The sequence below is a fragment of the Legionella sp. ST3F1 genome (genome assembly GCF_048553315.1).
Classification (GTDB): Bacteria; Pseudomonadota; Gammaproteobacteria; order Legionellales; family Legionellaceae; genus Tatlockia; species Tatlockia donaldsonii.
The window spans coordinates 34,928-60,440 of sequence record NZ_JBLZIO010000018.1 but is presented as its reverse complement, the minus strand read 5'-3'; the positions used below and the strand labels follow the sequence as shown (position 1 = coordinate 60,440).

Here is a 25,513-nt window from a genome sequence, read left to right as displayed (position 1 = left end):
TTAGTCTATAGTCCATCCAGAACTAAGGACGTGGTTTGACTAAAAATAATCCGTCAGCAATCGCTAACAAACTGATATACACGCGGTCATCTTGTTTTAAAAATTCATTAAGCCGGCGAATTTCGCGGGTTTGTCCCCCGGTTTCTTGTTTATCGATTACTTTACCATCCCAAAAAATGTTGTCTATGGCGATGAGGCCTTGAGGACTCACTAATTGAAGCGCCAGTTCATAATAATTCAGGTAATTGGTTTTATCCGCATCAATAAAAATAAAATCAAAACTATGGGCATGGCCTTGCTGTAGTAACTCCTGCAATGAATTTAAGGCCGGCCCCAAGCGCAATTCTATTTTTTTATCCTGTTTGGCCTCATGCCAAAAAGGAAAGGCTTTCGCTGTCCATTCGGCATTAATATCACAGGTGATGACCTGCCCATCATCCGGTAAGGCCAATGCCATCGCCAAGGCACTGTATCCGGTGAAAGTGCCCAGCTCGAGTACTTTACGGGCATTAATCATGCGCAATAAAAACTGCATAAATTGGGCTTGTTCAGGCGACACTTGCATATTGGCAAGCGGTAGTTTTGCTGTTTCCTCCCGCAAAGCGTGCATGACTGGATGTTCCCGTAAAGAAACATCCAGCATGTAATCATACAGAGCGGGGGTTAGACTTAAATGCTTCATCAATAAACCTTCTCTCTAAACCATAACCTCTGAGCCAGCGGTTATCGGTTTTATAAGGGAATTAAGCCAGTTTCTCCTGGGCTAAGGTATCTGCTATTTCGCTGGTAGGACGATTTTCCTGTTGTGAACGAGTAAAAATCTGTAGCAACGCTGTACCAATACTATCAATTTGTTGGTTAACCTGATGTTCCGGTGTATGTAAATATTTACTGGCTGCAAAGATTAATCCGCCGGCATTAATGACATAATCGGTCGCATAGAGAATACCTTTATCATGCAACAGTTGGCCATGATAGCTGTGGGCCAATTGATTGTTCGCAGCACCGGCAACAATAGGGGTTTGCAATTGGTTGATAGTGGTGTCATTGATAATAGCGCCCAGAGCACAAGGTGCAAAGACATCACAAGGTACTTTATGGATACTTTCAGTGGGAACTGCAACAGCACCAAATTCGCGTACAGCATGTTCAACAGCCGCGCTGTTAACATCGGCTACCGTTAATTGGACGCCTAATTCATGTAAATGCCCTGCTAACAGATAACCAACATGCCCTAAACCCTGGATAGCAACGTGCAAACCATTGAGATGGTTTTTACCTAACTTGAATTCTACTGCAGCCTGGATCCCTCTTAATATGCCTTTGGCAGTAGAGGGGGACGGATCGCCATTATGGCTTGACAAACTGGCGACATAAGGGGTGTGTTGAGCAATAATATCCATGTCACTTAAGACTGTACCGCTATCCAAAGCCGTGATATACCGTCCACCCAGCTGGTTAACAAATCGACCAAAAGAATGCATATAAGCTTCGCGATCGAACGGTTTAGCCGGTTTGATAATCACTGCTTTTCCGCCACCCAATGGAAGGTTAACCGAGGCGGCTTTATAGCTCATTCCTCTTGCCAGGCGCATCGCATCAAGGATGGCACTTTCCGTATTGGGATATTCAATAAAGCGACAGCCACCCAGCGCAGGGCCAAGTTTGGTATTATTGATAGCAACAATCGCTTTCATGCCCGTTTCACTATCCACTTTAAAATGTATATCACCAAATCCGTGTGAAAGTGCGTAATCAAGAAAATCACCTGGCTCGGTGACAAGTGATTCATTTTTTTTCATTGTGTCAACGGACATCATTTTTAAAAACTCCCTTGGTATTCTCGTGCACATGTTATAGACCGATTTGAATTCTAAATCAATGGAAGTTAGCGTTATAAACGAATTGGAAGCAGTCCATGCATGGTGTACACTGGTTTCAGGACTTAAATTTCGGAGACATGAATGAAAAGACTAGCTGGGATGCTTGCTTTGACATTGGCTGGTGATTTGTCCTATGCCATCACACCGCCGAAGATGATGTTGGATAAGGTCATGTATCAGGTGTCTGCTAAACAATGGGTGACCACCAAGACAGCCTTGTTGACGGTTAATATCAATGCCACGTTAACGAATGCGGATTTGGTTAAAGCCCGTGCTGAAATCATGTCTAACCTGGCTAAAATTGCTGGGGGAGAATGGCATTTAACGCAGTTTGATCGCTCTCAGGATAGCTCTGGCCTGGAAAAACTCTATGTGGCTGCGCAGGCTCGCGTACCACAGGCAAGTTTGACTGATATTTACAAAAACGCCAAAAATGTGAGTAAGCCTGGTGCAACTTATGACATCGGCGCTGTGGAATTTAAACCCAGTCTGGAAGAAATTCAGCAAATTAAAGCGCAGTTGCGCCAGCGCTTGTATGAAGAAGTAAAAACAGAAGTAGGGCAACTCAATAAGGTTTATCCTAATCAGAATTACAGCCTTAATCGCTTAATTTTCCTGGACGGTGAGGTCGCAACACCACAGCCTCGGGCTTATAAGGAAGCGAATACCATGTTTACCGCGGCAGTTGCTGCCCCTGCGCCTGCACTGACCGTCAGCAATGAATTGGTAATGAGTGCACTGGTGGAGTTGGCGTCCAATAGACAAGAGGGTAATACAGTTGCAAACACAAGTAATTGAGAAGGTAATTGGCCATCGCGGTGCGGCAGCGTATGCTCCGGAAAATACCCTGGCTTCCTTTGATAAAGCCTTAGCCTTAGGTTGTCGCTATGTTGAGTTTGACGTTATGTTAAGCGCGGATGGCGAACCTTTTGTTTTCCATGATGAAAGCCTTAAGCGAACCACCAATGGTAAAGGGGAGTTGGGTCGAGTCGAGGCAGAGTATTTACAATCGCTCGATGCAGGCCGCTGGTTTTCCAGCAATTATTCTGGCGAAAAGATTCCGCATTTTCGTGATGTATTGCAATGGTTAACGTTTACTGATGTCAAAGCCAATATTGAAATAAAACCTTATCCTGGCAGTGCTGAGCAAACAACGGCTGTTGTTCTCGCTCATATCCATCGCTACTGGCCCCGCGGTAAACCCTTACCGCTGGTATCCAGTTTTGAATTGTCCGCATTGAGTCTATGCCGTACACTCGCTCCGGAAATGCCTTTGGGTTTACTTTTAGATGAGTGGGATAAAAACTGGTTAAAAAAAGCCAAAGACCTGCAATGTTATTCCGTGCATGTTAATAAACGAGCCCTTAGCGCTGCTCGAGTCAAGCAGATTAAAGAGCAAGGTTATGTCTTGTTTGTTTATACGGTGAATCGCAAAAAGGTGGCAAACAAGCTTTTCGATTGGGGTGTTGATGCGGTGTTTAGTGATTATCCTGATCTCTTGTCATGCCGCTAGATTTCTTACGAAGCTCTACTGCAGTGTTGTATTGCTTCGTTGGCAGCGTGTTCGAATCGTCATGGGCTCATAGGTCAATGCCGGTTATGCGCTCTATTTTCCCCTGCCCAACGCCTAAGGCAGTGCGTTTCAAAAGACGTTTATTAAGTCTCTTCTCCGTATTATTTTTTTTAATTCCCTTTAGTAGTTCAGCAAAAACCGACCTGGTGATGTGGTACTCACTTGCCGGGCATTTGGGTGCTGAAGTGAAGCGTTTGGCAACGGATTTTAATCATAGCCAAAATGATTACACGGTAAAGCTGGTTTACAAAGGAGAATACATCGAGGCGATAACAAGTTTTGCGGCGGCTTTTCGCGCTAAACAACCGCCTGCCATCGTACAAGTTTTTGAGGTGGGTACCGCGACCATGCTTTATCCATCAGGCATTATCAAGCCTGTGGATGAGCTGATGCAGGAACAAGGGTTTAATCTGCCCAAAGACCATTTTCTACCGGCGTTGCGTGCTTTTTACAGTGAAGAAAACCGCTTGCTGGCGATGCCATTTAATACCTCTATTCCGGTTATATTCTACAATGCGGACGCTTTGGCGAAAGCGGGCTATTCCGTGTTTCCAGAGACTTGGGAAGAGATGGAAGTTCTGGCTGCGGCATTAAGGAAGGCTGGTTATGCCTGTGCTTATACAACCGCGTATCCTGCCTGGGTACAAATAGAATCCTTTTCTGCTATTCATGGTTTGCCAATGCTTGATGCAGAACGAGCGGTAGTGAGTTATAACAATCCAGCGATTATCAGGCATCTTGAGCGATTAAAGAAATGGCAGCAAAAGCATTATTTTGAATATGGGGGGCGTACCAGTGACGCAACCGTTTTATTTACCAGTGGCAGATGTCCTTTATTCAGCCAGTCATCGGGTGCTTATAATAGTTTATCCGAATTGGTCAGTTTTCGTTTGGGGGTAGCTGCACTACCACTGGATACACAAGTCAGTTCAAGACGCTACAATAATGTGACAGGAGGGGCTGCTTTGTGGGCAGTTGCAGGCCAGAAAGCAGATGTTTATCGGGGGATTGCTGCATTTTTTTCTTATATTGCCCAACCTAATGTACAGCAGCACTGGCATCAAGAAACGGGTTATTTACCGTTGGGAATTAGTGGTGTTTATGCCGGGTTGGCACAAGAAAGCCAACATCCTGTGCTTAGGCTTGCCCAGGCTGATTTAATGGGGCAACAGGCTAAACAGGCAAGAGTTAATTTTGGTCCCCAGAATCAAATTCGGGCCATTAATGATGAGGCCTTGGAAGCCATCTTTTCTGGCATAAAAACCCCTGCTGAAGCGGTTCGAGACGCTGAAAAACACGCTAATTACGCGCTGATGCGCTTTGTACGTATTACGAAGGAATAACGCTCGCTCTTGTCAGCCTCAATGTGCTTCAACGAGAACAAGCGTTGGTTGCAAATTAAAAACTAGGCTTGTAGTAAGCCGGATTATCAGGAAAAATTTCACCTGTTTCCATTTGTTCCTCAAGTGTCGGGAGGGGTAGTGGATAATTGAGGGCGTGTTTTCTTTCATTAATAGCTTGCCTCAGTGTTTGTTGGTCTTGCTGAAGGCTGTTTTGTATCTCTGCAAGATAGTCATTAATAAATTTAACCTGCGTTGGTGTCAGTTTTTCGTTCTTAAACTGCAAGAGAATATTACGCTCCAAACTAACATGGAGTTGTACATAGTTAGTCCATGTTCGCTCTATTCCTCGCATAATAATCTCCCTGCGCGGATCGTAGTGCCCTACGGAGGCTAAAAATTTTTCAAAGAAAGGCACAATTGCGGTGTTCCAAAGATTATTGAATGACGCAAAATGTTGTTCAAATAATTCGTTTTTCATGGAGGTAACTCGGCAATTGGAAGGGGGCAGATAATAACAAAAATCAAAAAAAGATCAAATTGGCATTTATTTGATTATCATTTTAGTCTTCAGGATGTCTGCCTAGTGGGGGGAATTCGAGTTTTTATTCAAAACTGATACTATGATAGATGGCATTGTCAGGAAAAATTTGATTAGCCTCGATCTGTTCTTCAAGAATCGGCATAGGTAGTGGTGGATTATTGAGTTGTCTTTTTCTTGCTTGCACAATTTGGTTAAAGGTCTGTTTATCGTCTGTAAGACTTTTTTTCATGAAAGTAACCAGTTCATTATAGCGTGCTTTTTGTTGAGGACTTAATTCATCTTCTACCACTTTTAATTCCGTATAAATTTTTTCTGCTAGAGTTCGATGGAGATAAGCATAGTGAGTCCATCCTTGCTCTACATATCTAAAAATCATAGGACTGCGTGGATCGCAGGTTTTAATATAGTCCAGGAAATTATTGTAGTAAGGAACGATTATTTTATTCCATTCGTTTGCGCATTCATCAAATTTTTGGTCGAATAATTCATCACTGTACATCGCTGGTTTTCCGTTACTAATGAAAAAAGCGCCTATGGTAACAAGAAATAAAAAAAGTGCACATGTATTTTATTGGTTAAAAATAGTTGGTGAGAGTTTTTGATTGGCAGTGGCTTAGAGATTGTTTGCAGGTCGTTTGCCCAGCTAAAATGGCAATCTTATTGAAGGCATTGTCCTGGAGCAGGAGGAGGAAATAATGCGCAATTATTTATGGAAAATTAAAAAAATCATTTTATCAATGCTGGGTCATAAAACGGTTGGCGCAAGGGCTTTGGTTATTAATGACGACAAGGTGTTGTTAGTTAAACATAGTTATACGCCTGGCTGGTATACCATTGGCGGCGCAGTGGAAAAAGGGGAAACACCGGTAGAAGCGGTTCAACGAGAACTTCTTGAAGAGGCAGGCGTGAAGTGTTTAACGTTGCCCAAATTATTCAGTGTTTACCATAATCATCGAGAAAGAAGAGATGACTATGTCGTGTTTTATCTCGTCGATAAATTTGAAAAAGAAAGGGTTAGTTCGGCCGAAATTTTGGATGCGCAATGGTTTGAACTACAGGCACTTCCGCACGACATTTCGCCTGCTACGCAGCGTAGAATTGACGAATATATTGGGACTCGCAAAGTGGACGAGCGCTGGTAAGTTTAGATTGTTGGCTTTCCGGCGCAGGATCACCTCGTCCTTTTCCAGGAAAGGACACCAAGTCTGTCCCGTGCCCAACCCAGCTCTTAACCATTTTCGATTACTTTCTTAACACTCTGTTAATAATTTACAGTTTATAATGCTCCCTTATTCGTAGAAACACGATAGGAAAGCTGTATGCCTATTACCGTCACTATTCCTCGTCCTCCTGTTACTATTCTCGTTTTGAGAGGGGATGGTATTAAAGGAGTGGGTTATGTGGGTGCCTTACAAGTTCTCAACGAAAAAAATGTAATACCCAATTTAACGACTGTGGCCGGAAGTTCGGCCGGTGCGATCACCGCGATGCTGATAGCACTGGGATATAGTCAGCAAGAAATTGAAGATGAGTTGAAGACCCTGGATTTCAGTCGATTCATGGATCATCCTAATACCTTTCTTAATCGTGTTACCGGGGGTGTTTTTTCTGGATTGAAAGGGCTTTTGGGCTACAAACACGGGTTTTATCAGGGAGAAATATTACGCCAGTGGTTGGAAGAGAAAGTAGAAGCAAAACTCGGTAAAAAGAACGCCACTTTCCAGGATCTGCAAAATGCAATTAAAACTAATCAGGAAGAACAAAATTTAAAGAGAAATCAGTTTAAAGAATTAATTGTTACCGGAACCAATTTGCAAACTGAAAAAACGGATATCTTTTCTGCGGCGACAACACCTGACTTGCCCATCGCCCACGCAGTACGAATTTCCTCGTCGATTCCTGCTTTTTTTGAAACAGTTTATATTAATAAGAAAACCGGTCAGGTTGAGCACGACATGACTGCTGAAAAAGCAAAAGATCCCAACTATGTCCCTTATGTGGATGGTGGGCTATTAGATAATTTTCCTATCGAATACTTGTCCGATGAGCGATATGCTTCCTTATATGAAATAAATAATGGCATTAATCCCAGTGTTTTGGGGTTACGGATTGATAGTTCTTTTGAAACCAATGCTATTTGGAACAAAACTTCGAAAAAATCCCAGGAATGGGATTTGTGGCGCTGGTTGCAGGCTGTTATCTCAAGTCCAATGGAAGATACGCACAAATTGGATAAATATGGGTTTCAGATTATTTCAAGTAATGATCTGAATATTAGTGGTACTGATTTTGCGCTGAGTAAAGAAGGCAAAGAACGCTTGATTCAAAAAGCAAAAGAAGCGACTGCCGCCTATTATGACAATTATATTGAAGGCTGTGCATATGAAATACTGACTTTCAAGACCAAAGAAGAGCTGGAATATCACTATAATGCTGCGAAAAATGAATTAACCTATCTTGAAGGCTTAAAATCATTTCGCTCTCTGAAACCAGATGAAGAACGAAGAGCCAGCTATTTAAACGACATTTTAATCCCTGCTTATAACAAAACACGGGATACGTTGATTGATTCTGCAAAAGAAGCGTCTTCACAAGACATAGCCCCTTTTGGAAAAGAGCAACCTTTTGTGCCAGAGACTCCCAAGGCTGCAGCTGTGTCGCTAAAGCAACTCCCCACTTTTTTCCAACCTCTTCAAGCCAAAGCAGTACCGCTTGTTGAACTGGAGAGAATCGAGGTTGTGTCCGCAGCGCCAGCGGCGTAGGTCGGGCCAGAAGCCTACTCTCCAGGATGTCTAAACCCGTTTTCAGTTTGGCTCGGGAGTAAATACCTTGATTACGCTACGCTGCATCAAGGCTACTGACTACTGACTGGTTGATGGGTAGCTTGGGTGCAAGCCGCAGGCTGTAACCCGGGATTTTCCACTGTTCCAACAAAAGCCGCATAAACGCACTTAAATCCGTTCTTTCCCGCGAGTAATATTGATCACAATAGTAGCCTTGATGCAGCGTAGCGTAATCAAGGTATTTATTTAGTTTAATTCTTTAATTAATATTCTCCAATCCAACCCATCAAAGGAAGATAGCATGGTGAATTATCGGAGAAGTTTCATTCCCGGAGGCACTTTTTTCTTTACGGTGACACTGAGAAATAGAAAATCATGCCTCTTGGTAGATCACATTAATTTATTGAAAGACGCCGTTCAAACGGTTAAAGCGCAACATCCTTTTCTGACCAAAGCTTATGTGGTTTTACCTGACCATCTTCATGTAATTTGGCAGTTGCCACCAGGGGATTCGGATTACTCTCAACGGTGGAAAAAAATTAAAGCTCTGTTTTCAAAATCAATCCATAAATCGGCTTTACCCTTAATGAGAACAAGACACAATGAGTATTGTCTTTGGCAACGCCGGTTTTGGGAGCATGCAATTAACGATGAAACAGATTTTGAAAATCACGTCAATTATATTCATTACAATCCCATTAAACATGGCTTAGTGGAGTCTTTGCATCATTGGCCTTATTCTTCGTTTCATCATTATGTACGTAGTGGGCGATTATCTAAAAATTGGGCTAACTCGATCCCTGAGCCAATAGAGAAGTTTGGGTTTGGGGAATAAATACCTTGATTACACTACGCTGCATCAAGGCTACTGACTACTGACTGGTTGATGGGTAGCCTGGGTGCAAGCCGCAGGCTGTAACCCGGGATTTCTACTATTACCATAGTAAATACCTTGATTACGCTATGCTCCATCAAGGCTACTGACTACTGACTGTTTGATAGGTAGCCTGGGTGCAAGCCGCAGGCTGTAACCCGGGATTTCCACTATTACAATAGTAAATCCCTTGATTACGCTACGCTGCATCAAGGCTACTGAACTACTGACTGTTTGATGGGTAGCCTGGGTGCAAGCCGCAGGCTGTAACCCGGGATTTTCCACTATTACCATAGTAAATCCCTTGATTACGCTACGCTGCATCAAGGCTACTGACTACTGACTGGTTGATGAGTAGCCTGGGTGCAAGCCGCAGGCTGTAACCCGGGATTTTCCCCTATTACCATAGTAAATCCCTTGATTACGCTACGCTGCATCAAGGCTACTGACTACTGACTGGTTGATAGGTAGCCTGGGTGCAAGCCGCAGGCTGTAACCCGGGATTTACTACTATTACAATAGAGGCTGCATAAACGCACTTAAATCCGGTCTTTCCCGCATGCGATATTGATAAACAGCATAAAAGGCAATGACGTTCTTCAAGTAATTGCGTGTTTCATGCCAGGGAAGGGTTTCAATCCAGATATCGATTTGTTTGGGTGGATGGTTCCTAAGCCAATAATTCACTCGGCTAGGACCGGCATTATAGGCTGCCGCGATTAACACGGGATGTCTATTAAAACGATTGGCTAATTGTTTTAAATAGGCAACACCAATGTTGATATTTTTTTGAAATAAAAACAGCTGATCTTTATCGCCATAAGCAATTTTTTCGCGTTTTGCTACCACCTTTGCGGTAGCAGGCATCACTTGCATTAGACCACGGGCACCCGCTGGTGAAATGACATCCCGACGAAAACCGCTTTCCTGCCGAATAATGGCATAGATAAATTCACGGGGAATTTGGTAATTTTTAGCATATTGGCTAATAGTGGGTTGATACGCCAAGGGGAAGCGTAACACCAATTGATTATTTAACTCGTCAGTATTGCTTAAATAAACTGATTTACCATGCCACTGCAAATTAGTTGCGATCCAATATATCAGGGCACTCTTATCCTCTTTGGGGAGTTCGCTCATAAAATCATTGAGGAGCCTCGCGGCTTGTAACTCCTGTTTGGATTGATAGAGGTATTTAATATTATCTGTAATGGGTTGGTAGGGTTTTAAGATAGCCATATTGGATATTGGCGGCTCATTTTCAAAGCTTGGAGCCTGATTTAACCGCAGGCTGGCAAGGAAACCATAGTAATTCCTTGATTTTGCAACTGACTTATAGAGCGCTTGGGCTTGATCTTTTTTCCCTCTGGCCTCCAGGGCGCGGGCCAACCAGTATTGCCAGCAAGGTTTATCTTTATCAGGAGAATGATTGATTAGGTACTCGACTTTAGACCATTGCTGGCGCTTAAGCGCGTAACGGATTTGCCAATCAAGCAGAACGTCGTTGTAATAAGCCGGGTTTATTTTGTTAAACCAGTATTGCGTATCTTCATGATTACGCATCGCTTTATAAAGTGCCAAATGCGCAAGAAAGGCTTGTTGTTGCGGTTTGGTCAATAATTTTTTAGTTTTGATATGTTGCCAATATTTAATGGCTTGATCCATGTTAATGGATACCAGCCTCTTTAAACCATAAAGATAGAAATAATCGTGCAACTCACCAATCTCAAGCTGAGTAATACGGGACGGACTCTGGTAAATAGCGGCCAGTAATTGTTCGTCTTTGAGACGAGGCTGTTTATATTGTTTAAGTAAATAGCGGGCTAAAGGCAGATTGCGCTTGTCGAGTGCCAGGATAATTCGCTGAGTAATCAGTGTTTCATCAAAACGGTCGCTTTTCACCAGCAGGTTAAATAGCTCATTGCAAGCAGAGGGTTGAGAACTTCCTGATAGCCATAAAGGCTTGGCTGCTTCCAGAGCCTCTTGGGTTTTTCCTTCATAATAGGTTGCCAGGAGGTTATAACACTGCAGATTAATATCGTTTGAGTTTTGATAATGCTTAATGTAATTGGGCCAATCTTTTTGATGGGCTAAATGGTATAGCCATCTTTCACGTAATCTTTTGGCCAGCGGCGTATCGCTGTCAATAAACGCATAAAAATCGGGACCCGGCTGTACAGGCAAGTTTTGGCTCCACTGTGTATAAGCCATAAACCGGTTTAAATACGCCTCACCCGATAAAGCATGAATCATCGCTGATGAATACATCAGGACTAAAAAAAATAATACTTTTTTCATAAGCTCTCAGTTACCACAATTGAGGATCCCTTCAAATGGTCCGATCCCTGTTGAGTTGCCTTATTGCTACAACCCAAGTTAAGAGAATATAAACGTTGCTATAGAATCATTATAGTTAAATTGATGCTAACTGAGTACGCATGGCTGTAATCGTTGTTGCATAATCACCACTGGAGAATATAGCAGAACCAGCCACAAATTGGGTAGCTCCCGCTTGTGCTATACGGGCAATATTTTCTGTGCTGACGCCGCCATCAACACAAATAGGGAGCGTGGGATAGTGCTGTTTTATCAGACTGATTTTATTAATTATTTCCGGAATCAAGGTTTGTCCGCCAAAACCAGGATTAACGGTCATGACCAGAATAAAATCGAGGCGATGGATACACCAGGCCAGGCAATCCAGTGATGTCGCTGGATTGAGTACCAGACCTGCCTCACAACCTTGCTGCTGGATAAGTTGCAAGCTGCGATCGAGATGGATTGTCGCATCAGGATGAATACTAATTCGTTTGGCACCCGCTTTGGCAAATTGGACAATCAGATCGTCAACCGGTTTTGCCATCAAGTGCACATCAATCGGAACACTGGGAAAACGATGATGCAATGCCTGGCAAATAGGGGGGCCAAAGGTAAGATTAGGGACGTAATGGTTATCCATGACATCAAAATGAATCATATCGGCACCGGCCTGCATGACTGCAGTGACTTCTTCGCCAAAACGTGTCATATCGGCTGAAAGCAACGAGGGTGCAATAAGGTAGGTCATTATAGGCCCTAAACGAAATAGAAGACATTATAGTAGGCATTCAATGGTGAGTTGAATGCCCGCCAGACTAGGACCCTAAGCTTCACTGAACGTGTAGTTAAAAAACAAATTCAGCGTATGAACCTGGAACCGTGTGTCAAATGCACTGATGGTTCTTGTCGACATATAACGATAGTCGAGTCCGAAAGACGTCTCATCACTGTAGAAATAACTTAAACCAAGAATGATTTGCCCAACAGGGGTATTGGTACTTGTTTTCCCGCCCGTGATGAAAAATTCATTGGATGGTTGGGTTACTGTAGGGTTAGCGATACCGTAGAAATTAAGTTGACTTGAAATATGTGCATAACCGATCCCTAAACCAATGTAAGGGACAAAACTTGGATCATCATCTTCGTCGTAAATGTCATAGTAGCCATTAATCATCGCGCCACCGAAACTCGTATTGCCTTTAATTTGTATTCCGGGTGTCCCGCCAGAGGTAGCAAAAGGAGCCAGTGAGTTCACAACAAAAGCATTGAAGGGAACGAAATGTCGTTTAAAGGACAAGCCATCGACAGTCAGTCTGGTAACAGGGTTGTAATCGAAAAATAATTCCCCTTCAACGCGGAAATAACAGATCCGATAGCCAATCTGACCACCGCCGCCACCACCAATACTGTAAGCGAGTTGTGTGCCTGCGAGATCAGAAACGACTCCCCTTGGACGAGGATGCGTGCCGGCATTGATTCTGGGAGCATAAGACACTATCCCCGTTGCACCAGCGTACCAACCTTCAGCCGGAACTGCTGAAAACACAGACCAACTAGCCAGCAATAAACCGGCGAAGCCAATATGACGTAATTGTTTCATGTGCGCTATCCTTATTTATAACTGCTTTGATCAAAGCGGTATGTGACTCCAATGCTGGCTATGTGGATCTGGACGACTTTACCAAGGTGATCGGCACGATCAGTTCCAACATAACGGTAGGCAATGTCAGCAGAATAATTTTCAGCAAAATTATACATTAGGCCGGCAGTAGCCTGATAAGCAAAAACATTATCCGAGCGTTTGAAACGGGTTCTAAAAGGGGCTTCACTGTCCAGTTCAGATTGAACCCAGCCGTAACCTAAACCAGCACCTAGAAAGGGTGCGATACTAGGAACCATTTCTGGGAAATCATAATAGACATTGGCCATGCCTAAAGCCGCATTGAATTGCCCATCAATGCCGAGCTGTCTTATACCCATCACTTGAAAATGGCCAAGATCGGCACGAACATAAGTAAACTCGGCTTCATAACGTAACGGAGTGCTTTTAAAGCCAACGCGGCCACCTGCATTATAACCGCCATTGTAGGAGGCGCGTGTACGAGTCCAGCCATAATAGCTATTGCTGATATTATCGGGTACATAGCTGTAGCCACCGAAAACGCTTGAATACCAGCCATCAACAGGCGCCGCTGCTGCTGCAAGGCCGGAAGCCAGTAATGCGGCAGAAAAAAGTGCAATTCTCATGACATACCTTGTTATTTTTATTATTTATATTTAAAGCAATCCAATGTTAGCGATTTGCGTTTATTTTGCAAGCAACTTTTGCTGCTTGTATTACCTCATTGATGAGTTAAGATGATAGATGCCTATGGACAAACGGAGCAAGGATATGCCGAGAATTATTGATCGCCTCGAGGACTTTGGTAAAGAACTTATTGATTTTATTTCAGATAGTTCTGAGGAAGGTAATAAACGTTTACAAGAAATCTTTAAACAGGCAAGCAAAGAATATAATCAATATCAGGATTCTTATTTATGGTCTTGGCTTTATTACTATACTCGCCAGCGAACCGCAGCATTTGAAAAAACCATTTCAGCGTTAACTACTGTTGTTGATCCCATTATACAGTTACAAGAGTTTAGAAAGTTTGTCAGCGAAGGAGAATGGAAATCGACTTCAGCCAATATTGATCTCTACATTTTTTTAATTCGTTCCATACAAGGCTATGAGCCCGAAGAGGATCATGTCTTACGTACAGTCATCATACCGCGCTTGAACCAGTTGATCTGCAAGGATATTGATAACCTGATTAAAGCCCATGAGAAAGCGATGCTGGAAGCTGAAATGCGGAAAAAAGACTTGGAAGCAATGCTGGCGGGAAAGCGCAAAGAGATGGAGAATGTTGTCCTCTTGGGGGCTGAAAATACAGCAAAGGAAACGGCGGTAGAATGCCCCGAAAAACAGGTTTTCTCCCTGATCAGGCTTTCTCCGGAAGCAGAAAGCTCAGACTGGCAATTAACCTGGTATGATTCGACTGGAAAAGCAAACCGATTAGAGATTTACGGTGAATTAAAGCAATTGCTGCAGGAAATAAAAGTATTGCCGGAAGAAAACTCAAGCCGTCAGTTTAAAATAAAATCCGCTTGTACCAAATTAGTCGATGAACTGCTGGCGAAAACACAGGTTCTGGTGAACCCAGCCCCGGAGCTCTTGAAAGATCTCACTTCGACTTATGTGCTCTCCACCAAACCCATGCAAATTGTTTGGTATGATAGTCTGGGCAATCACCAACCTTTAAATTTACATAAATACCCTCAGCTGGAGGCGTGGTTAGGCCCTAAAACCGAGTTCACAGAAAAAGAGTTACCTCGCCTGAAAATGTATTTACGCCATATTGTAGTACGGCGTGAAGTCGATGAAGATAAACAGAGCAATGTCTTTGAGCTCTTACGTAAGAAGCATGGAGAGACGTTAATAGCAACGAATAATATTGCTGCTGTTCCACCTTACAAGCTTACAGCAGGGACTTATTTATTAATTCGTGAGCCCGATGCAAAAACCGGTGCCTGGGTTTTATATCAAAGGCAAAAGGGAGGAATCAATCAACGGATCAATACCGATAATTGGGAAGCCTTTCATGAAATTCTTGCTCAAAATAAAGATTTTTCAGCTGCCGAATTAAGCTTGGTTGAAAAAAATAAACTGCGTGAATGCATCAAAAAAGCCGATACAATTTTAGTAAAAAGTAAATCGTTGTGCGTTGCAGTGAATCATTTTTCTGCAGACAATCCGGGAACTTATGATCCAGGTACCTTTATTGTGACCAAGCAAAAAGAACAATGGCAGTTGTTCTATATTGATATGTTGCAGAAAGCCATTGAGGTGGATTTAACCCAGTGTAGTCAGGTTAAGCCTCTTTTCGCACAGTGGTCTGGTTTACCCGAGGTTCTTGGAACAGTACAACTTGGCGAACTGTCTAAATTACTTGCTGATTTTAAGCCTGCTGCCCGTCTTAAGGGGGTCGATGTTTCTGAATTGGAACGATGCCTGGCAGCTGGAAAGCAAAAAAAGGAAAAACAAGGAGCAGAAGAGCCAAACTTAACAACACAAACCCTTACTTCTCCTGAAGTACCCAGTAAATCGTTATGCTTGGCAGTGAATCATTTCTCACCTGCCAATGCGGCAGGTTATAAACCCCGTTCATTTATTGTCACCAAGTTGGAAGACCAATGGCAACTGTTCTATATCGATAGCTTGCAAAAAGTCATCCCGGTTGATTTGGATCAATGTAAGCAGGTCAAGCCTCTTTTTGCGCAGTGGCTTGCCATGCCCGAGTCTTTGGGAGAGGATGAATTAGAGGCGCTGTCTAAGTCGTTAGGTAATTACAGACCTGCTGCCCGTCTTCCGTCTCAGGATCTTTCTGCAGTGGAAAAATTTTTGTTTGGTAGGCAACAGGCACAAACACACCCACAGCCGACAATGGTAGACTCCCCTACCATACCGGAAAAAATGCAGCAGGTGAGTCAGCCCCGGTTATTTAATAATATGGCTAAAATTCCCCCGGGAAGCGATGACATAGACTCGCCTGTTTTTACAGTGTAACCGCTTACCTGTCTCGGCATGTCCGAGACATCCAGCTATCGGGGACTCAGGGTTATATCGTAACAGGGTTAATAAAAAATTTTTTTTGCAAGCCACTCAAACATCATGGTTTGGGTGGCTTTAGACGCAGTATCCATACTTTGCATACAAACAAACGAAACATTCTCTTTTTTGTCCGCTTGAGCCAGCTTATTTCTAATTTTCGTGAGATTATGACTAGCCGGATTTATCGTAATGGTTGCCAGGGAATTATCAAACACCACCGTTTTTGCTTTAATTTCTAAATGGTGTGACAGCGAAATCGGCCAAAATTGTCGTTGATCACGCAATGGATGGTTGAGGTTTTGAGCCAATAACTCGGGTTGTTGGAGAAAAAAATTTTCGAGGGTCGCTTTCTTTATTGGAAAGGGGGCATGAGGCAGATGAAAAAACTTCCTTTGCGAGCCCGCTAATCGGGCACTGTTTTCTTGTACTATCCGATGTTCATTTTGTTTGGGTGTTTTTACTAGTTTTTTAAAATAGGTTAGCCATTTTTTGTCTGTCTGCGTTTTCCAATTTCCCCGGAAGACAAGGTTACTGCCACGAAAAAAATCCTCATAGTGAACCGGGCGAATTAAGAAACAATCATCATTAAAATAAATAAAATGATTGGCTAACCCGTTGATTCGCCATAAGGCAGATTCGATTGCCAGGCTGTTAAAAGTAGGTAAACAATGTTCAAAACCAAAAAAAATTTCACGATGATCAATGAGTTTTACTTTGTTTTCATAAGGGGTGCCGGCAAACGTTTTCATCAGGGGAGGCGTTTGTGCATCGGTAACAATATAAATAGTTCGCAGCCAAGGTGCAAACCGTAGCAAGGAGTGGACACAGTAATCCAGTTCACCTTGTTGGTTAAATCGGGTAGGCGCTGCTGCTTCAGGTCTTTTATCAAGGCCTCTTTTAGCAAGATAGGAGGCCAGTTTTTCTGCATGCGCCTGATCGTAGCCATCTACCCAGGTGATCACGGCATCGACTGGTTCATTGATTGAATGACTACTCATTTAAAATCCAGAAGTAATGGGGTATCGCCAATCACGCCCAAAGGCTCTGGGACTGACTTTAACACCAGGAGCAGCTTGACGTCGTTTGTATTCATTTCGCTTGATCAAACGAATCACTTTATTGACATCGGTAGCAGGAAAACCCATCTCAATAATCTCCTCGGCTGCGAGGTCATTTTCCATATAGGCTTTAATGATTGCATCCAAAATAGCATAGTCGGGTAAACTGTCTTGATCAGTTTGGTTTTCTGCAAGTTCTGCACTTGGCGGGCGGGTAATGACTCGCTCAGGAATCACTGCTGATAAACGATTGCGGTAGCGAGCCAGGGCATAGACCTGGGTTTTCAAAACATCTTTCAATACCGCAAAGCCGCCGGCCATATCGCCATATAAGGTCGCATAACCGACAGACATTTCACTTTTGTTGCCTGTTGTTAAAACCATCTTGCCCGTTTTATTGGATAGGGCCATTAACAAAATACCCCGAATTCGAGCCTGTAAATTTTCTTCGGTGGTGTCTTCAGGCAGTTGGGCAAAGGATGGCGCCAAGGTCGTTAAAAGACTTTTAAAGGCTGGTTCGATAGGGAGTAGGGTGCTTGTTACCCCTAAGGCCTGCAACTGTAATTTGGCATCTTCGAGACTCATGTCAGCGGTGTAGCGAGAAGGCATCATGACAGCATGGACTCGATCAGCACCTAAGGCATCGACGGCAATTGCTAAAGTCAGGGCTGAATCGATTCCTCCTGATAAACCAAGCAAAACCCCTGGGAAACCATTTTTTTCAACATAATCGCGTGTGCCGCAAAGCAAGGCTTCATAAATTAATGACTCTGGTTCAAGAAGTGGTGTGATGTGCCCTGTTATTTTTTGTTGCTCAAGAATCACTGTCTCCAATGACTCACTGAAGGCTGGGGCACGTGTACAGAGCGAACCTTGTTGATCAAAGGACATCGATTGACCATCAAAAACCAATTCATCCTGGCCGCCTGCCTGATTAACATAAAAAATGGAGATACCACGGCGGGCATGTGCCTGCAATAAATTTTCGCGTAGACGTTGTTTTTCATAATCAAAAGGGGATGCATTGATGCATAGCAGGCCATCAATACCTGCTTTGAGCAGTTGTTCAACCGGGCCTTCCTGCCAGATATCTTCACAAATACAGAGGCCAAGCTGGTAGCCTTTGACTGTCAGGATACAAGGATTTGCTACCCCTGGGGTAAAATAACGTAACTCATCAAACACCCCATAATTGGGTAAACGCTGCTTATGGTAGCGGGCAATAAGCTTGCCGCGATAAAAAACGCTTGCTGCATTAAAACATCGCCCTTTTTCCAGGCTAGGATGGCCAACAATGACATGAGAATTATCGGTATTCGCCTGAATAGTTTGTAAGGCCTGCTCAACTCGTTGATGCAACGTTTGCCGAAAGAGTAAATCCTCGGGTGGATAGCCGGTAAGAGATAGCTCTGGAAAAAGAATGACATCATGTTTTTCTTGTTGGGTTTGAATCACATGGACTAGTTTTGCGGTATTCGTTTCAATTGCACCAACTGTAGGATTAAGTTGAGCAAGCAAAATGGTTAACGTTTGATGCATATAGTTTTGATACAGGCGCGACATAAATAACGTAGTTTATAACATCAGGCTGGTTCTGTCGTTAATTATAGCCATTATATTTAGGACATCGACTTCATTTGAAAGTATAAATTTTAAACGGTTTGTAAATATTAATATTCTGTTAACAATTCATAGGTATAAATACTAACCACAAAAATACATTCTAGTAGTTGGAGTTTAAATTGAGACGTTCTTTATCAGAGTTAATATGTGATGATTTGGCTGACTTAGCTAATTTCGAGTCTGATTATATAGCGAGTGAAGAAGCAATACGCCTTATGATTGATCTATATAACAGCGCCAAAGGACTTAATATACGTTTGGTTCACAAGGAACAGTTTGAAGATTTTCTTAGAGAAAAAATGGAAAGTACTGCTTTTTCGACGGAACCAGGACATTATCAATTTATGATTGAGGTGGGCGAGCGAAGTCAATTAAGTCAACGAGCACCGGACACTATTCACTATTGTGCAGTTGATCTGTTTATACGTCCCGGTAAAGCCCCGTTGGCTTTTGTGGCTGATCATTACAGAGGCCATGGGGGGTATTATTCCGAATTTGGCGTAATTGCACAGCAGCTTGGCGTTCAGTTTGCAGTAGTTGGCGGCGCCACCTATCAGGCAGATAGTGTGCATTGCCCAGTTTTCTCTTTACAGCATTTATTATTGACCGCGAATGACGATAGCATCCTCCCCATGTTGGAAAAAATAATTGACTCATCCTCCACAGCGTTGACTGAGTTGAATTGGGAAAATCTAAACCCTATGTACATGGTTTATTCACAGAGTGTTAATACCTTATTCAAGTACATTAAAGATGTTAAGGAACGTGAGGGGACTCCTGACGAAGTCGATAGTAAATTGCTTGCGACTTCCGAATTTTCTCAACATCTGCAAGGTACTTTGTATCCAATGCCTAAAGGTGCTGAACGAGGCAAGATTCGTAACAAGGCGATAAAATACCTTAGTGCTTTCCATGCAGGGGTTGCTGTAACTGCGCTTGAAGATGTATCGACTATGTATACTACAGAGAAACTCATTGATGTTTGTTATAAAGAGCGCTATCCACTCGTCCATCAACTACTTTGTGCTGCATTTCAGGTAGAAAAAGAACACCCTTTCATTACAGAGGACGGTTTGAATACGTCGCATCCGCTTTTTGAATTGGCTTTTTATCACGCACACATTATCGAAAATTTCCTGGAAAAGGAAGAACTTAAAGGAATTTTTGCTGATAAAAACCTATTGATTTTAATGCAGAAAGGATTGATCGATCCAGTAGCTTTGTTTACTGCTCTTACTGAACGAGGTCATCATTTAAGCTTAAATAAGGCTGCTTGCCGTAATGTCCTATCAAATTTAATTCTTTTAAAGACAATAGTAGAAAGTGAGCTTGATAATAAGCTTTTGATTACCTCGTCAGATCTGATTGAATTATTAACTGCCGGGAAAACTAAAAACTTTTTTCAAAATCAAGTATTGAGTGCTTTGTTTGAGAAAGGATTGGTTACTTTAAAATTGTTGCAGGCAATTTCTCCCAGCAAAATCGAAATGTCTGTTTTCTCATCACTGGGAACTGATGGTGACAAAGTTGAATTCTTGTCAGGGCAATTTATGTCAACCAAAGAAAAGAATATCGATGAAGTCAGTGACTCAGGCGATCTTCTTTGGGGTTTTGGGCAAGAAGACGATATTGGTGAGACAGTGGGAGTCAATGATAGTAAGGATATGGGTGGAGATGATGAGGGAATTATGGCAGTGTTTGACGAAGATAACCATTCTTCAGAAACAGAAACCGTTATAGCGGGTGATTTATTTACTGTTCCCGAAGTACAGCCTGTGAGCATCGACCCCCATTCAGATACAAAACCTAAGGTAAATGTTGGATTGTTAGTGCAGGCAATGAGTAAATCTGTTTTCACCACAAGCCCTGAGACAGAAGCGGATCCCAGCAGCGTACATACTACACGACAAGAAGGTATAATAGTAAACCTGTAAAGGGATGAGTTTAGTGAGGTTAAAAGGTCCCAAGCCTGTAATGGCTTGGAGCCTTTAGTAAAAATTTTTTCGTCAAGTCAAGAAATTTTTGGGGAATCGCACGAAGTTAGCGGCACTCCATTATCAAACAAGTTTTTGATGCCATTCATCGCTTCATCTGGTGTTGCAAAGTCCATGGTATTGCTGGCGGCCAAGCCGACACCAAGGCTTGCATTAAAAATCGCCGGATCGTTTTCCTGGTATAATTTTTTTGCATGAGTACAAGCAATAATTGCGCTTCTTTCTGCTTTTATACGTTGTTCCGGATTTAGAAAACTGTATCGGACGTATGCTTCAGCCAACATCAGATAAGCATAAGAAGTATAATAGGGTAATAAGTCTTTAATGCTTCCTATAATATCCGTTAAAAACTCTTCTGCCTCTTTAACCTCAAGTTGATTCGTTTCTATTAGGTTATAGACATAACGACTATATCTTTGCAAAGCGTGGATTGAGCCATATTTTATCGCTTCTTGTAAATAAGTTAGCTCGGCCTGGGAGTCGATTTTCTTAATAGCTTCTGCGTGGGAGACGGCCTCATTGTAAAAATAAATACCCAGGAATAAATCAAATACATGCTGGCACGATTGCCTTGACAACGCACCTTTAGTCTTGCCGGTAAGGATAATCCCGAAAGTACTCCACAATCCAAGCCAGTCTTCAGAAAAACCAGGATTAAGACAAATTTCCCGAAATTCTTTACTGGCACAAGCTAATTTAACAATAAAATCAAATTGATTTTCGGAGAGTAATGCTCTGATTTTGGCAATTTTTTCAGAGGGATTCATTGCGTTGAATTCAGATAGGAATAGATAGTCTGCAACGTTCAGACGTAGAAAATCATGGAGTGAAAGTAATGATTTTTGAAAGAACATATCTGAAAAAGTCCCTGGTTTCGATAATGAATTGTAAATAATTTAATCAGTTTGTCAAGTAGAGCCTGTGTTTGATATCAAAAACAAACCAACTTCGTTATAATACCGCGTTTTGGTTTTGTTATAGAAGATCGCTTATGCTAAAAGAAGCATTATCACGGATGGCTGATGTTTTTTTACCTGCCGTGTTGATGCATGGTCAAGAGTACCAACAAAAAGCACATGTACTCAATATTCGTCTCAGTGATGGTTTGCTGAAAGCACGTGTAAAAGGGCATTCTGGCCAGATTTATGATGTTCATATCGATCTGAAAACCTGGCCGGCAAAACCGGCTCACTGCAGTTGTCAATATAAGACTAATTGTAAGCATGCCGCAGCCAGCCTGTTTGCTTTACAAGTGAGGGAAAACTACGAAATTCCTGCTCCCTCAGGGAATAAGCGCGAGCAATCATTAAATACCTGGTTAACCACTTTACGTGAAAAAGAAGTAAAAAAAACGCCGGCAGACAGCTCACATGAGATTATTTATTTGCTTGAACCCCAGTTTGGCGGCCATGAACATCGAATGGTGATAAGACTGGCAATCGCAAAACGCCTTAAAAAAGGAGGGGTAGGCAAAAAAATAATCCTCAATAGTATATCAGAGGGAAAAAAACAACATTTCGCGGCAGAGGATAATGAAATTATCACTTCTTTACTGGTGAAATGTGCAGTTCAGGGTGGGTTCGAACGCTTAACTATTCGTAACAGTGATTTAATAGAGAAAATTCTGGCTACTGGAAGAGCTTATCTCAATGCGGATGAGGAACCCTCGGTAACCCTGGGCGAGCGGTTGGATGCCAATTTTTGTTGGCAATTAGAGGCGACAGGCCAACAGCATTTGGTTTTAGAGGTTAATGGTCAACAAGTACTCCCTTTATTGCTTGATAGGCTTTTATATTTTGATGAAGAGAACCATGTCATTGGTTCTTTAAATAGTCCCTATAGTCTTGGCGAATTAAAAAATATAGTAAATATCCCTGTCGTTGGTTTACACCAGGCTTCAGCGGTCGCGATGAAAATTGCTGAAACTTACCCGCAGTTACCCCTGCCTAAAATTTATGACTATAAAGAGGTTCGTACTGTTAAACCCAAACCGGTGCTCATTTTTGATGCAATCGAGTTAGACGTTTCTTCAGCGGCAGATCAAAATCTACATCCGATTCTTTTAGTGATTGATGTGCTTTTTGATTACGAAGGGGTAAGAGTAAAAATTGACGATGTCTGTCCTACCCTGGTGCGGGAAGAGAATGGACGTTTGGTTGCTATTCAGCGTGATTTGGTTGAAGAGAAAGAAAAAAATAATGAAGTAGAGCAAATTCTTAAACTTCGTAGCGCAACTTTTACTGAGAAATTGCATTCTCCTTATGAATTACGTGATGAAAAAATATTGGCTCATTATAGCAACACGGATGATTTACCCCGTTTATACAATCAGGTTATTCCCCTGTTAAAAACGAAAGGATGGGAAATCGAGTTTGCCCATCCTTTTTATGAAGAAATTGTTGATGCTAATGAGGTGGAATGGTTTTCTGAGCTGGCTGAACGAGGGAATGATTTTTTTTCATACCAATTAGGTATTCTAGTCGATGGAAAACAGGTCAGTATTGTACCTCTGGTCGCTGAGCTTATTGATCGATTTGATAAAGATAGTATTGATAATTTGCCAGACGATGAAAAAGTGAGATTGCGTCTACCAGATGGGAAGGCCTTACAGGTGACCTTGGGACGAATCAAACCATTGATCCGTTTTCTTTTGCAGTATGGTACTCGTCATATCAGAGATGCCCAACCCTTAGAGATAAGCCGTTACCAATTAATCCTGATGCAAGAAACAGAGCGGGCAATGACGGCCGTTTCTGCTCGTTGGCAAGGTGGTGAGAAGTTTAGGGAACAGCTGCGGCAATTAGTGACATTGGCTGGCTTGCCAATGGTTGAATCACCAAAAGGGTTGCGTACTCTTTTGCGCGATTACCAGCATCAAGGATTGAATTGGTTGCAATTTTTACGTGTGTGTCGTTTTGGCGGGGTATTAGCTGATGATATGGGGTTAGGTAAAACGGTACAGACTTTAGCTCATCTGCAAGTTGAGAAAGAGGAGGGGCGTTTAACCAAAGCCAGTTTAATTGTTGCACCAACGAGTCTTGTCGGTAATTGGTATGAAGAAGCAAAGCGTTTTACGCCAGAATTAAACGTTTTGGTATTTCATGGCCTTGAACGCCATGAGGATGTGTTTGATGATTATGATTTAATTATTTCGACTTATGGGTTGATTCAGCGGGATAAATCGCGTTTTATTGATTATCCTTTTTATTACCTTATTCTTGATGAAGCACAATCAATCAAAAATGCACGCACTAAAACAACGCAAATAATCCAGCAGATTCAAGCAGAACATAGACTTTGTTTGTCGGGCACCCCTTTGGAAAATCACCTTGGTGAATTATGGTCTCTCTTTCATTTTTTAATGCCTGGGTTATTAGGCGACGCCAAACAGTTTAGGCAGTTTTTTAAAACACCCATTGAGAAGCAGGCCGATATGGAGAGGCGAGCGCTATTAGCCAAACGGGTCCAACCTTTTATGTTGCGCCGTACTAAAAACCAGGTTGCCAGTGAGTTACCTGATAAAACGGAAATGACTCGGACGATTGAGTTGACTGGTGCTCAACGTGATCTGTATGAAGCAATCCGGATGAGTATGGAGAAAAAAGTACGTGAAGCCATCGCTAAAAAGGGAATGAGCAAAAGTCAGATAGTCCTTCTTGATGCCTTACTTAAGCTAAGGCAGGTTTGTTGTGATCCAAAATTGTTGTCAATGCCAGGCGCTGAGATTGCGCATGGGACTTCAGCCAAATTAGATACCTTGATGGAGTTATTGGACAGTTTAATGGATGAAGGGCGACGGGTTTTAGTTTTCTCACAATTTACGTCCATGCTCAAATTGATAGAAGAGCAACTCATTGAAAGAGATTACTCTTATCTAAAGCTAACCGGGCAAACTCAAAATCGGCAAGCGTTGGTCAATACTTTTCAACAAGGGAAGATTCCTATTTTTTTGATCAGTTTGAAAGCCGGTGGTACTGGTTTGAATTTAACCCGCGCTGATACAGTGATTCATTATGATCCCTGGTGGAATCCAGCTGTTGAGGATCAAGCTACAGACAGAAGTCATCGTATAGGCCAGGAAAATCCAGTGTTTGTTTATAAATTAATTACTGCGGGTACTGTCGAAGAAGCCATCTTGGCAATGCAAGAGAAAAAAAGACAATTATTTGATGGGATTCTATCTGACAAGTCGAGTGCTATGAGCACCTTGACTGATAGTGATGTTGAACAATTTTTTATGCCATTACCTAAACCATAAAAATTAAATCGCTGATTGCAAAGCTTCACATCATAGCCTATTCTAGCATATGAGAAAATTTATGGAGAAAACTCATGAGACAATGGAAGGCGTTTTTAGCATTGATTCTTACGGTATTATTTATACCTGTTGCCCTGGCGCAATCACCTGCTGGAACATGGACAACAATCGATGATAAAACAGGCAAGAAAAGAGCAGTTGTTCGTATTAACGTGTCTGGAAACACACTTAGTGGTACTATTGTGAATGTTTACCCACAACCAGGCGATACAGGGATTTGTTCAAAATGCCCAGGTGGCTTTAAAGACAAACCTATCAAAGGATTGCAAATTGTATGGGGATTAAAGGACAAAGGGAATGGTGAATGGGATGGTGGTCAAATCCTTGATCCAAAAACCGGTAAAATCTACCGTGCCAAGATGACTCTGAAAGGCAACAAGCTTTATGTAAGAGGTTATATTGGTGTTTCAGTACTTGGCCGTACTCAAGTTTGGGTTCGCTAAGAAGGTAGTTTTAGCAGAGTTTTGTCCTTTTTATAATCTTAATGTTTAAAAAGACACACTGAAGTGTGTCTTTTTTTTGTTTGATATTACAAATAATTCTCAAATTATAG

General features: G+C 42.3%; 22 protein-coding genes. 10 read left to right on the top strand and 12 right to left on the bottom strand.

The window, feature by feature from the left end; all coding sequences use genetic code 11:
• Positions 1–22: 22 nt before the first annotated feature.
• Both ACN4Z1_RS12310 and ACN4Z1_RS12305 read right to left on the bottom strand, forming a co-directional pair.
• On the bottom strand, positions 23–682 hold the full coding sequence (locus ACN4Z1_RS12310; RefSeq protein ID WP_115220799.1) for a class I SAM-dependent methyltransferase: 660 nt from the start codon (positions 680–682) through the stop codon (positions 23–25).
• A gap of 61 nt (positions 683–743) precedes the next feature.
• Positions 744–1,820 carry a Leu/Phe/Val dehydrogenase gene (locus ACN4Z1_RS12305; protein WP_228364454.1) on the bottom strand — a complete coding sequence of 359 codons (1,077 nt, stop codon included), beginning with the start codon at positions 1,818–1,820 and terminating at the stop codon, positions 744–746.
• Positions 1,821–1,964: 144 nt separating this feature from the next.
• On the opposite strand from ACN4Z1_RS12305, the gene ACN4Z1_RS12300 reads away from it, so the two are divergent.
• The 3 genes from ACN4Z1_RS12300 to ACN4Z1_RS12290 all read left to right on the top strand — a co-directional run bounded on the left by ACN4Z1_RS12300 (position 1,965) and on the right by ACN4Z1_RS12290 (position 4,799).
• Positions 1,965–2,681 (top strand): hypothetical protein, encoded by a 717-nt coding sequence (locus ACN4Z1_RS12300; RefSeq protein ID WP_115220801.1) that lies wholly within the window; start codon positions 1,965–1,967, stop codon positions 2,679–2,681.
• Positions 2,662–3,396, top strand: coding sequence for a glycerophosphodiester phosphodiesterase (gene ugpQ, locus ACN4Z1_RS12295; protein WP_228364453.1), 735 nt, complete (start codon positions 2,662–2,664; stop codon positions 3,394–3,396). Before ACN4Z1_RS12300 ends, ugpQ begins: the two co-directional genes overlap by 20 nt.
• A gap of 86 nt (positions 3,397–3,482) precedes the next feature.
• On the top strand, positions 3,483–4,799 hold the full coding sequence (locus tag ACN4Z1_RS12290) for an extracellular solute-binding protein (RefSeq protein WP_228364452.1): 1,317 nt from the start codon (positions 3,483–3,485) through the stop codon (positions 4,797–4,799).
• A gap of 55 nt (positions 4,800–4,854) precedes the next feature.
• Here the strand turns inward: ACN4Z1_RS12290 and ACN4Z1_RS12285 are convergent, their stop codons facing one another.
• Positions 4,855–5,277: a hypothetical protein gene (locus ACN4Z1_RS12285; protein WP_228364451.1), complete on the bottom strand. Its 423-nt coding sequence runs from the start codon at positions 5,275–5,277 to the stop codon at positions 4,855–4,857.
• A 124-nt stretch (positions 5,278–5,401) separates the two neighbouring features.
• Entirely contained in the window at positions 5,402–5,839 is a 438-nt protein-coding gene (locus ACN4Z1_RS12280) for a hypothetical protein (protein ID WP_228364450.1), read from the bottom strand.
• 196 nt (positions 5,840–6,035) lie between these two features.
• Here ACN4Z1_RS12280 and ACN4Z1_RS12275 point away from each other — a divergent pair, with 196 nt between their 5' ends.
• The 3 genes from ACN4Z1_RS12275 (at position 6,036) to ACN4Z1_RS12265 (ending at position 8,958) form a co-directional block, all read left to right on the top strand.
• A complete protein-coding gene (locus ACN4Z1_RS12275) occupies positions 6,036–6,482 on the top strand; it encodes an NUDIX domain-containing protein (RefSeq protein WP_228364449.1) in 447 nt (148 codons plus the stop codon).
• 177 nt (positions 6,483–6,659) lie between these two features.
• Complete coding sequence (locus ACN4Z1_RS12270; protein ID WP_228364448.1) at positions 6,660–8,102, top strand: patatin-like phospholipase family protein; 1,443 nt, start codon at positions 6,660–6,662, stop codon at positions 8,100–8,102.
• Between the two features lie 325 nt (positions 8,103–8,427).
• On the top strand, positions 8,428–8,958 hold the full coding sequence (locus ACN4Z1_RS12265) for an REP-associated tyrosine transposase (RefSeq protein WP_419388260.1): 531 nt from the start codon (positions 8,428–8,430) through the stop codon (positions 8,956–8,958).
• A gap of 126 nt (positions 8,959–9,084) precedes the next feature.
• On the opposite strand, the gene ACN4Z1_RS12260 is transcribed toward ACN4Z1_RS12265, so the two are convergent.
• From ACN4Z1_RS12260 to ACN4Z1_RS12240, 5 genes are all read right to left on the bottom strand, one after another.
• Complete coding sequence (locus ACN4Z1_RS12260) at positions 9,085–9,291, bottom strand: hypothetical protein (RefSeq protein ID WP_228364446.1); 207 nt, start codon at positions 9,289–9,291, stop codon at positions 9,085–9,087.
• Positions 9,292–9,510: 219 nt separating this feature from the next.
• Complete coding sequence (locus tag ACN4Z1_RS12255; RefSeq protein WP_419388242.1) at positions 9,511–11,295, bottom strand: transglycosylase SLT domain-containing protein; 1,785 nt, start codon at positions 11,293–11,295, stop codon at positions 9,511–9,513.
• A 115-nt stretch (positions 11,296–11,410) separates the two neighbouring features.
• Complete coding sequence (gene rpe / locus ACN4Z1_RS12250) at positions 11,411–12,064, bottom strand: ribulose-phosphate 3-epimerase (RefSeq protein ID WP_419388243.1); 654 nt, start codon at positions 12,062–12,064, stop codon at positions 11,411–11,413.
• A 75-nt stretch (positions 12,065–12,139) separates the two neighbouring features.
• A complete protein-coding gene (locus tag ACN4Z1_RS12245) occupies positions 12,140–12,916 on the bottom strand; it encodes an outer membrane protein (protein WP_115220810.1) in 777 nt (258 codons plus the stop codon).
• A gap of 11 nt (positions 12,917–12,927) precedes the next feature.
• Positions 12,928–13,563: an outer membrane protein gene (locus tag ACN4Z1_RS12240; protein WP_419386997.1), complete on the bottom strand. Its 636-nt coding sequence runs from the start codon at positions 13,561–13,563 to the stop codon at positions 12,928–12,930.
• Positions 13,564–13,708: 145 nt separating this feature from the next.
• Here ACN4Z1_RS12240 and ACN4Z1_RS12235 point away from each other — a divergent pair, with 145 nt between their 5' ends.
• Positions 13,709–15,922, top strand: coding sequence for a hypothetical protein (locus ACN4Z1_RS12235; protein WP_419388244.1), 2,214 nt, complete (start codon positions 13,709–13,711; stop codon positions 15,920–15,922).
• A 68-nt stretch (positions 15,923–15,990) separates the two neighbouring features.
• Here the strand turns inward: ACN4Z1_RS12235 and ACN4Z1_RS12230 are convergent, their stop codons facing one another.
• Together ACN4Z1_RS12230 and ACN4Z1_RS12225 are read right to left on the bottom strand one after the other, a co-directional pair.
• Positions 15,991–16,965 (bottom strand): stealth family protein, encoded by a 975-nt coding sequence (locus ACN4Z1_RS12230; RefSeq protein ID WP_228364441.1) that lies wholly within the window; start codon positions 16,963–16,965, stop codon positions 15,991–15,993.
• Positions 16,966–18,564: an NAD+ synthase gene (locus tag ACN4Z1_RS12225; RefSeq protein WP_228365056.1), complete on the bottom strand. Its 1,599-nt coding sequence runs from the start codon at positions 18,562–18,564 to the stop codon at positions 16,966–16,968. It abuts the gene before it with no gap.
• Positions 18,565–18,767: 203 nt separating this feature from the next.
• On the opposite strand from ACN4Z1_RS12225, the gene ACN4Z1_RS12220 reads away from it, so the two are divergent.
• On the top strand, positions 18,768–20,582 hold the full coding sequence (locus tag ACN4Z1_RS12220) for a hypothetical protein (protein ID WP_228364440.1): 1,815 nt from the start codon (positions 18,768–18,770) through the stop codon (positions 20,580–20,582).
• A gap of 77 nt (positions 20,583–20,659) precedes the next feature.
• Here the strand turns inward: ACN4Z1_RS12220 and ACN4Z1_RS12215 are convergent, their stop codons facing one another.
• On the bottom strand, positions 20,660–21,496 hold the full coding sequence (locus ACN4Z1_RS12215; RefSeq protein ID WP_419386579.1) for a DUF5630 domain-containing protein: 837 nt from the start codon (positions 21,494–21,496) through the stop codon (positions 20,660–20,662).
• Positions 21,497–21,633: 137 nt separating this feature from the next.
• On the opposite strand from ACN4Z1_RS12215, the gene ACN4Z1_RS12210 reads away from it, so the two are divergent.
• Together ACN4Z1_RS12210 and ACN4Z1_RS12205 are read left to right on the top strand one after the other, a co-directional pair.
• Complete coding sequence (locus tag ACN4Z1_RS12210; protein ID WP_419388245.1) at positions 21,634–24,900, top strand: SNF2-related protein; 3,267 nt, start codon at positions 21,634–21,636, stop codon at positions 24,898–24,900.
• 74 nt (positions 24,901–24,974) lie between these two features.
• The gene (locus ACN4Z1_RS12205) at positions 24,975–25,403 is read left to right on the top strand and encodes a DUF2147 domain-containing protein (RefSeq protein ID WP_115220815.1); all 429 of its coding nucleotides are present in this window, start codon (positions 24,975–24,977) and stop codon (positions 25,401–25,403) included.
• Positions 25,404–25,513 lie beyond the last annotated feature (110 nt).

Coding starts and splice junctions, on each gene's coding strand:
- ACN4Z1_RS12210 (WP_419388245.1), top strand. CDS start 21,634: ATGCTAAAAGAAGCATTATCACGGATGGCTGATGTTTTTTTACCTGCC.
- rpe (WP_419388243.1), bottom strand. CDS start 12,064: ATGACCTACCTTATTGCACCCTCGTTGCTTTCAGCCGATATGACACGT.
- ACN4Z1_RS12205 (WP_115220815.1), top strand. CDS start 24,975: ATGAGACAATGGAAGGCGTTTTTAGCATTGATTCTTACGGTATTATTT.
- ACN4Z1_RS12270 (WP_228364448.1), top strand. CDS start 6,660: ATGCCTATTACCGTCACTATTCCTCGTCCTCCTGTTACTATTCTCGTT.
- ACN4Z1_RS12255 (WP_419388242.1), bottom strand. CDS start 11,295: ATGAAAAAAGTATTATTTTTTTTAGTCCTGATGTATTCATCAGCGATG.
- ACN4Z1_RS12305 (WP_228364454.1), bottom strand. CDS start 1,820: ATGATGTCCGTTGACACAATGAAAAAAAATGAATCACTTGTCACCGAG.
- ACN4Z1_RS12280 (WP_228364450.1), bottom strand. CDS start 5,839: ATGTACAGTGATGAATTATTCGACCAAAAATTTGATGAATGCGCAAAC.
- ACN4Z1_RS12275 (WP_228364449.1), top strand. CDS start 6,036: ATGCGCAATTATTTATGGAAAATTAAAAAAATCATTTTATCAATGCTG.
- ACN4Z1_RS12215 (WP_419386579.1), bottom strand. CDS start 21,496: ATGTTCTTTCAAAAATCATTACTTTCACTCCATGATTTTCTACGTCTG.
- ACN4Z1_RS12285 (WP_228364451.1), bottom strand. CDS start 5,277: ATGAAAAACGAATTATTTGAACAACATTTTGCGTCATTCAATAATCTT.
- ACN4Z1_RS12240 (WP_419386997.1), bottom strand. CDS start 13,563: ATGAGAATTGCACTTTTTTCTGCCGCATTACTGGCTTCCGGCCTTGCA.
- ACN4Z1_RS12290 (WP_228364452.1), top strand. CDS start 3,483: ATGCGCTCTATTTTCCCCTGCCCAACGCCTAAGGCAGTGCGTTTCAAA.
- ACN4Z1_RS12245 (WP_115220810.1), bottom strand. CDS start 12,916: ATGAAACAATTACGTCATATTGGCTTCGCCGGTTTATTGCTGGCTAGT.
- ACN4Z1_RS12260 (WP_228364446.1), bottom strand. CDS start 9,291: ATGGTAATAGTGGAAAATCCCGGGTTACAGCCTGCGGCTTGCACCCAG.
- ACN4Z1_RS12225 (WP_228365056.1), bottom strand. CDS start 18,564: ATGCATCAAACGTTAACCATTTTGCTTGCTCAACTTAATCCTACAGTT.
- ACN4Z1_RS12300 (WP_115220801.1), top strand. CDS start 1,965: ATGAAAAGACTAGCTGGGATGCTTGCTTTGACATTGGCTGGTGATTTG.
- ACN4Z1_RS12235 (WP_419388244.1), top strand. CDS start 13,709: ATGCCGAGAATTATTGATCGCCTCGAGGACTTTGGTAAAGAACTTATT.
- ACN4Z1_RS12310 (WP_115220799.1), bottom strand. CDS start 682: ATGAAGCATTTAAGTCTAACCCCCGCTCTGTATGATTACATGCTGGAT.
- ACN4Z1_RS12230 (WP_228364441.1), bottom strand. CDS start 16,965: ATGAGTAGTCATTCAATCAATGAACCAGTCGATGCCGTGATCACCTGG.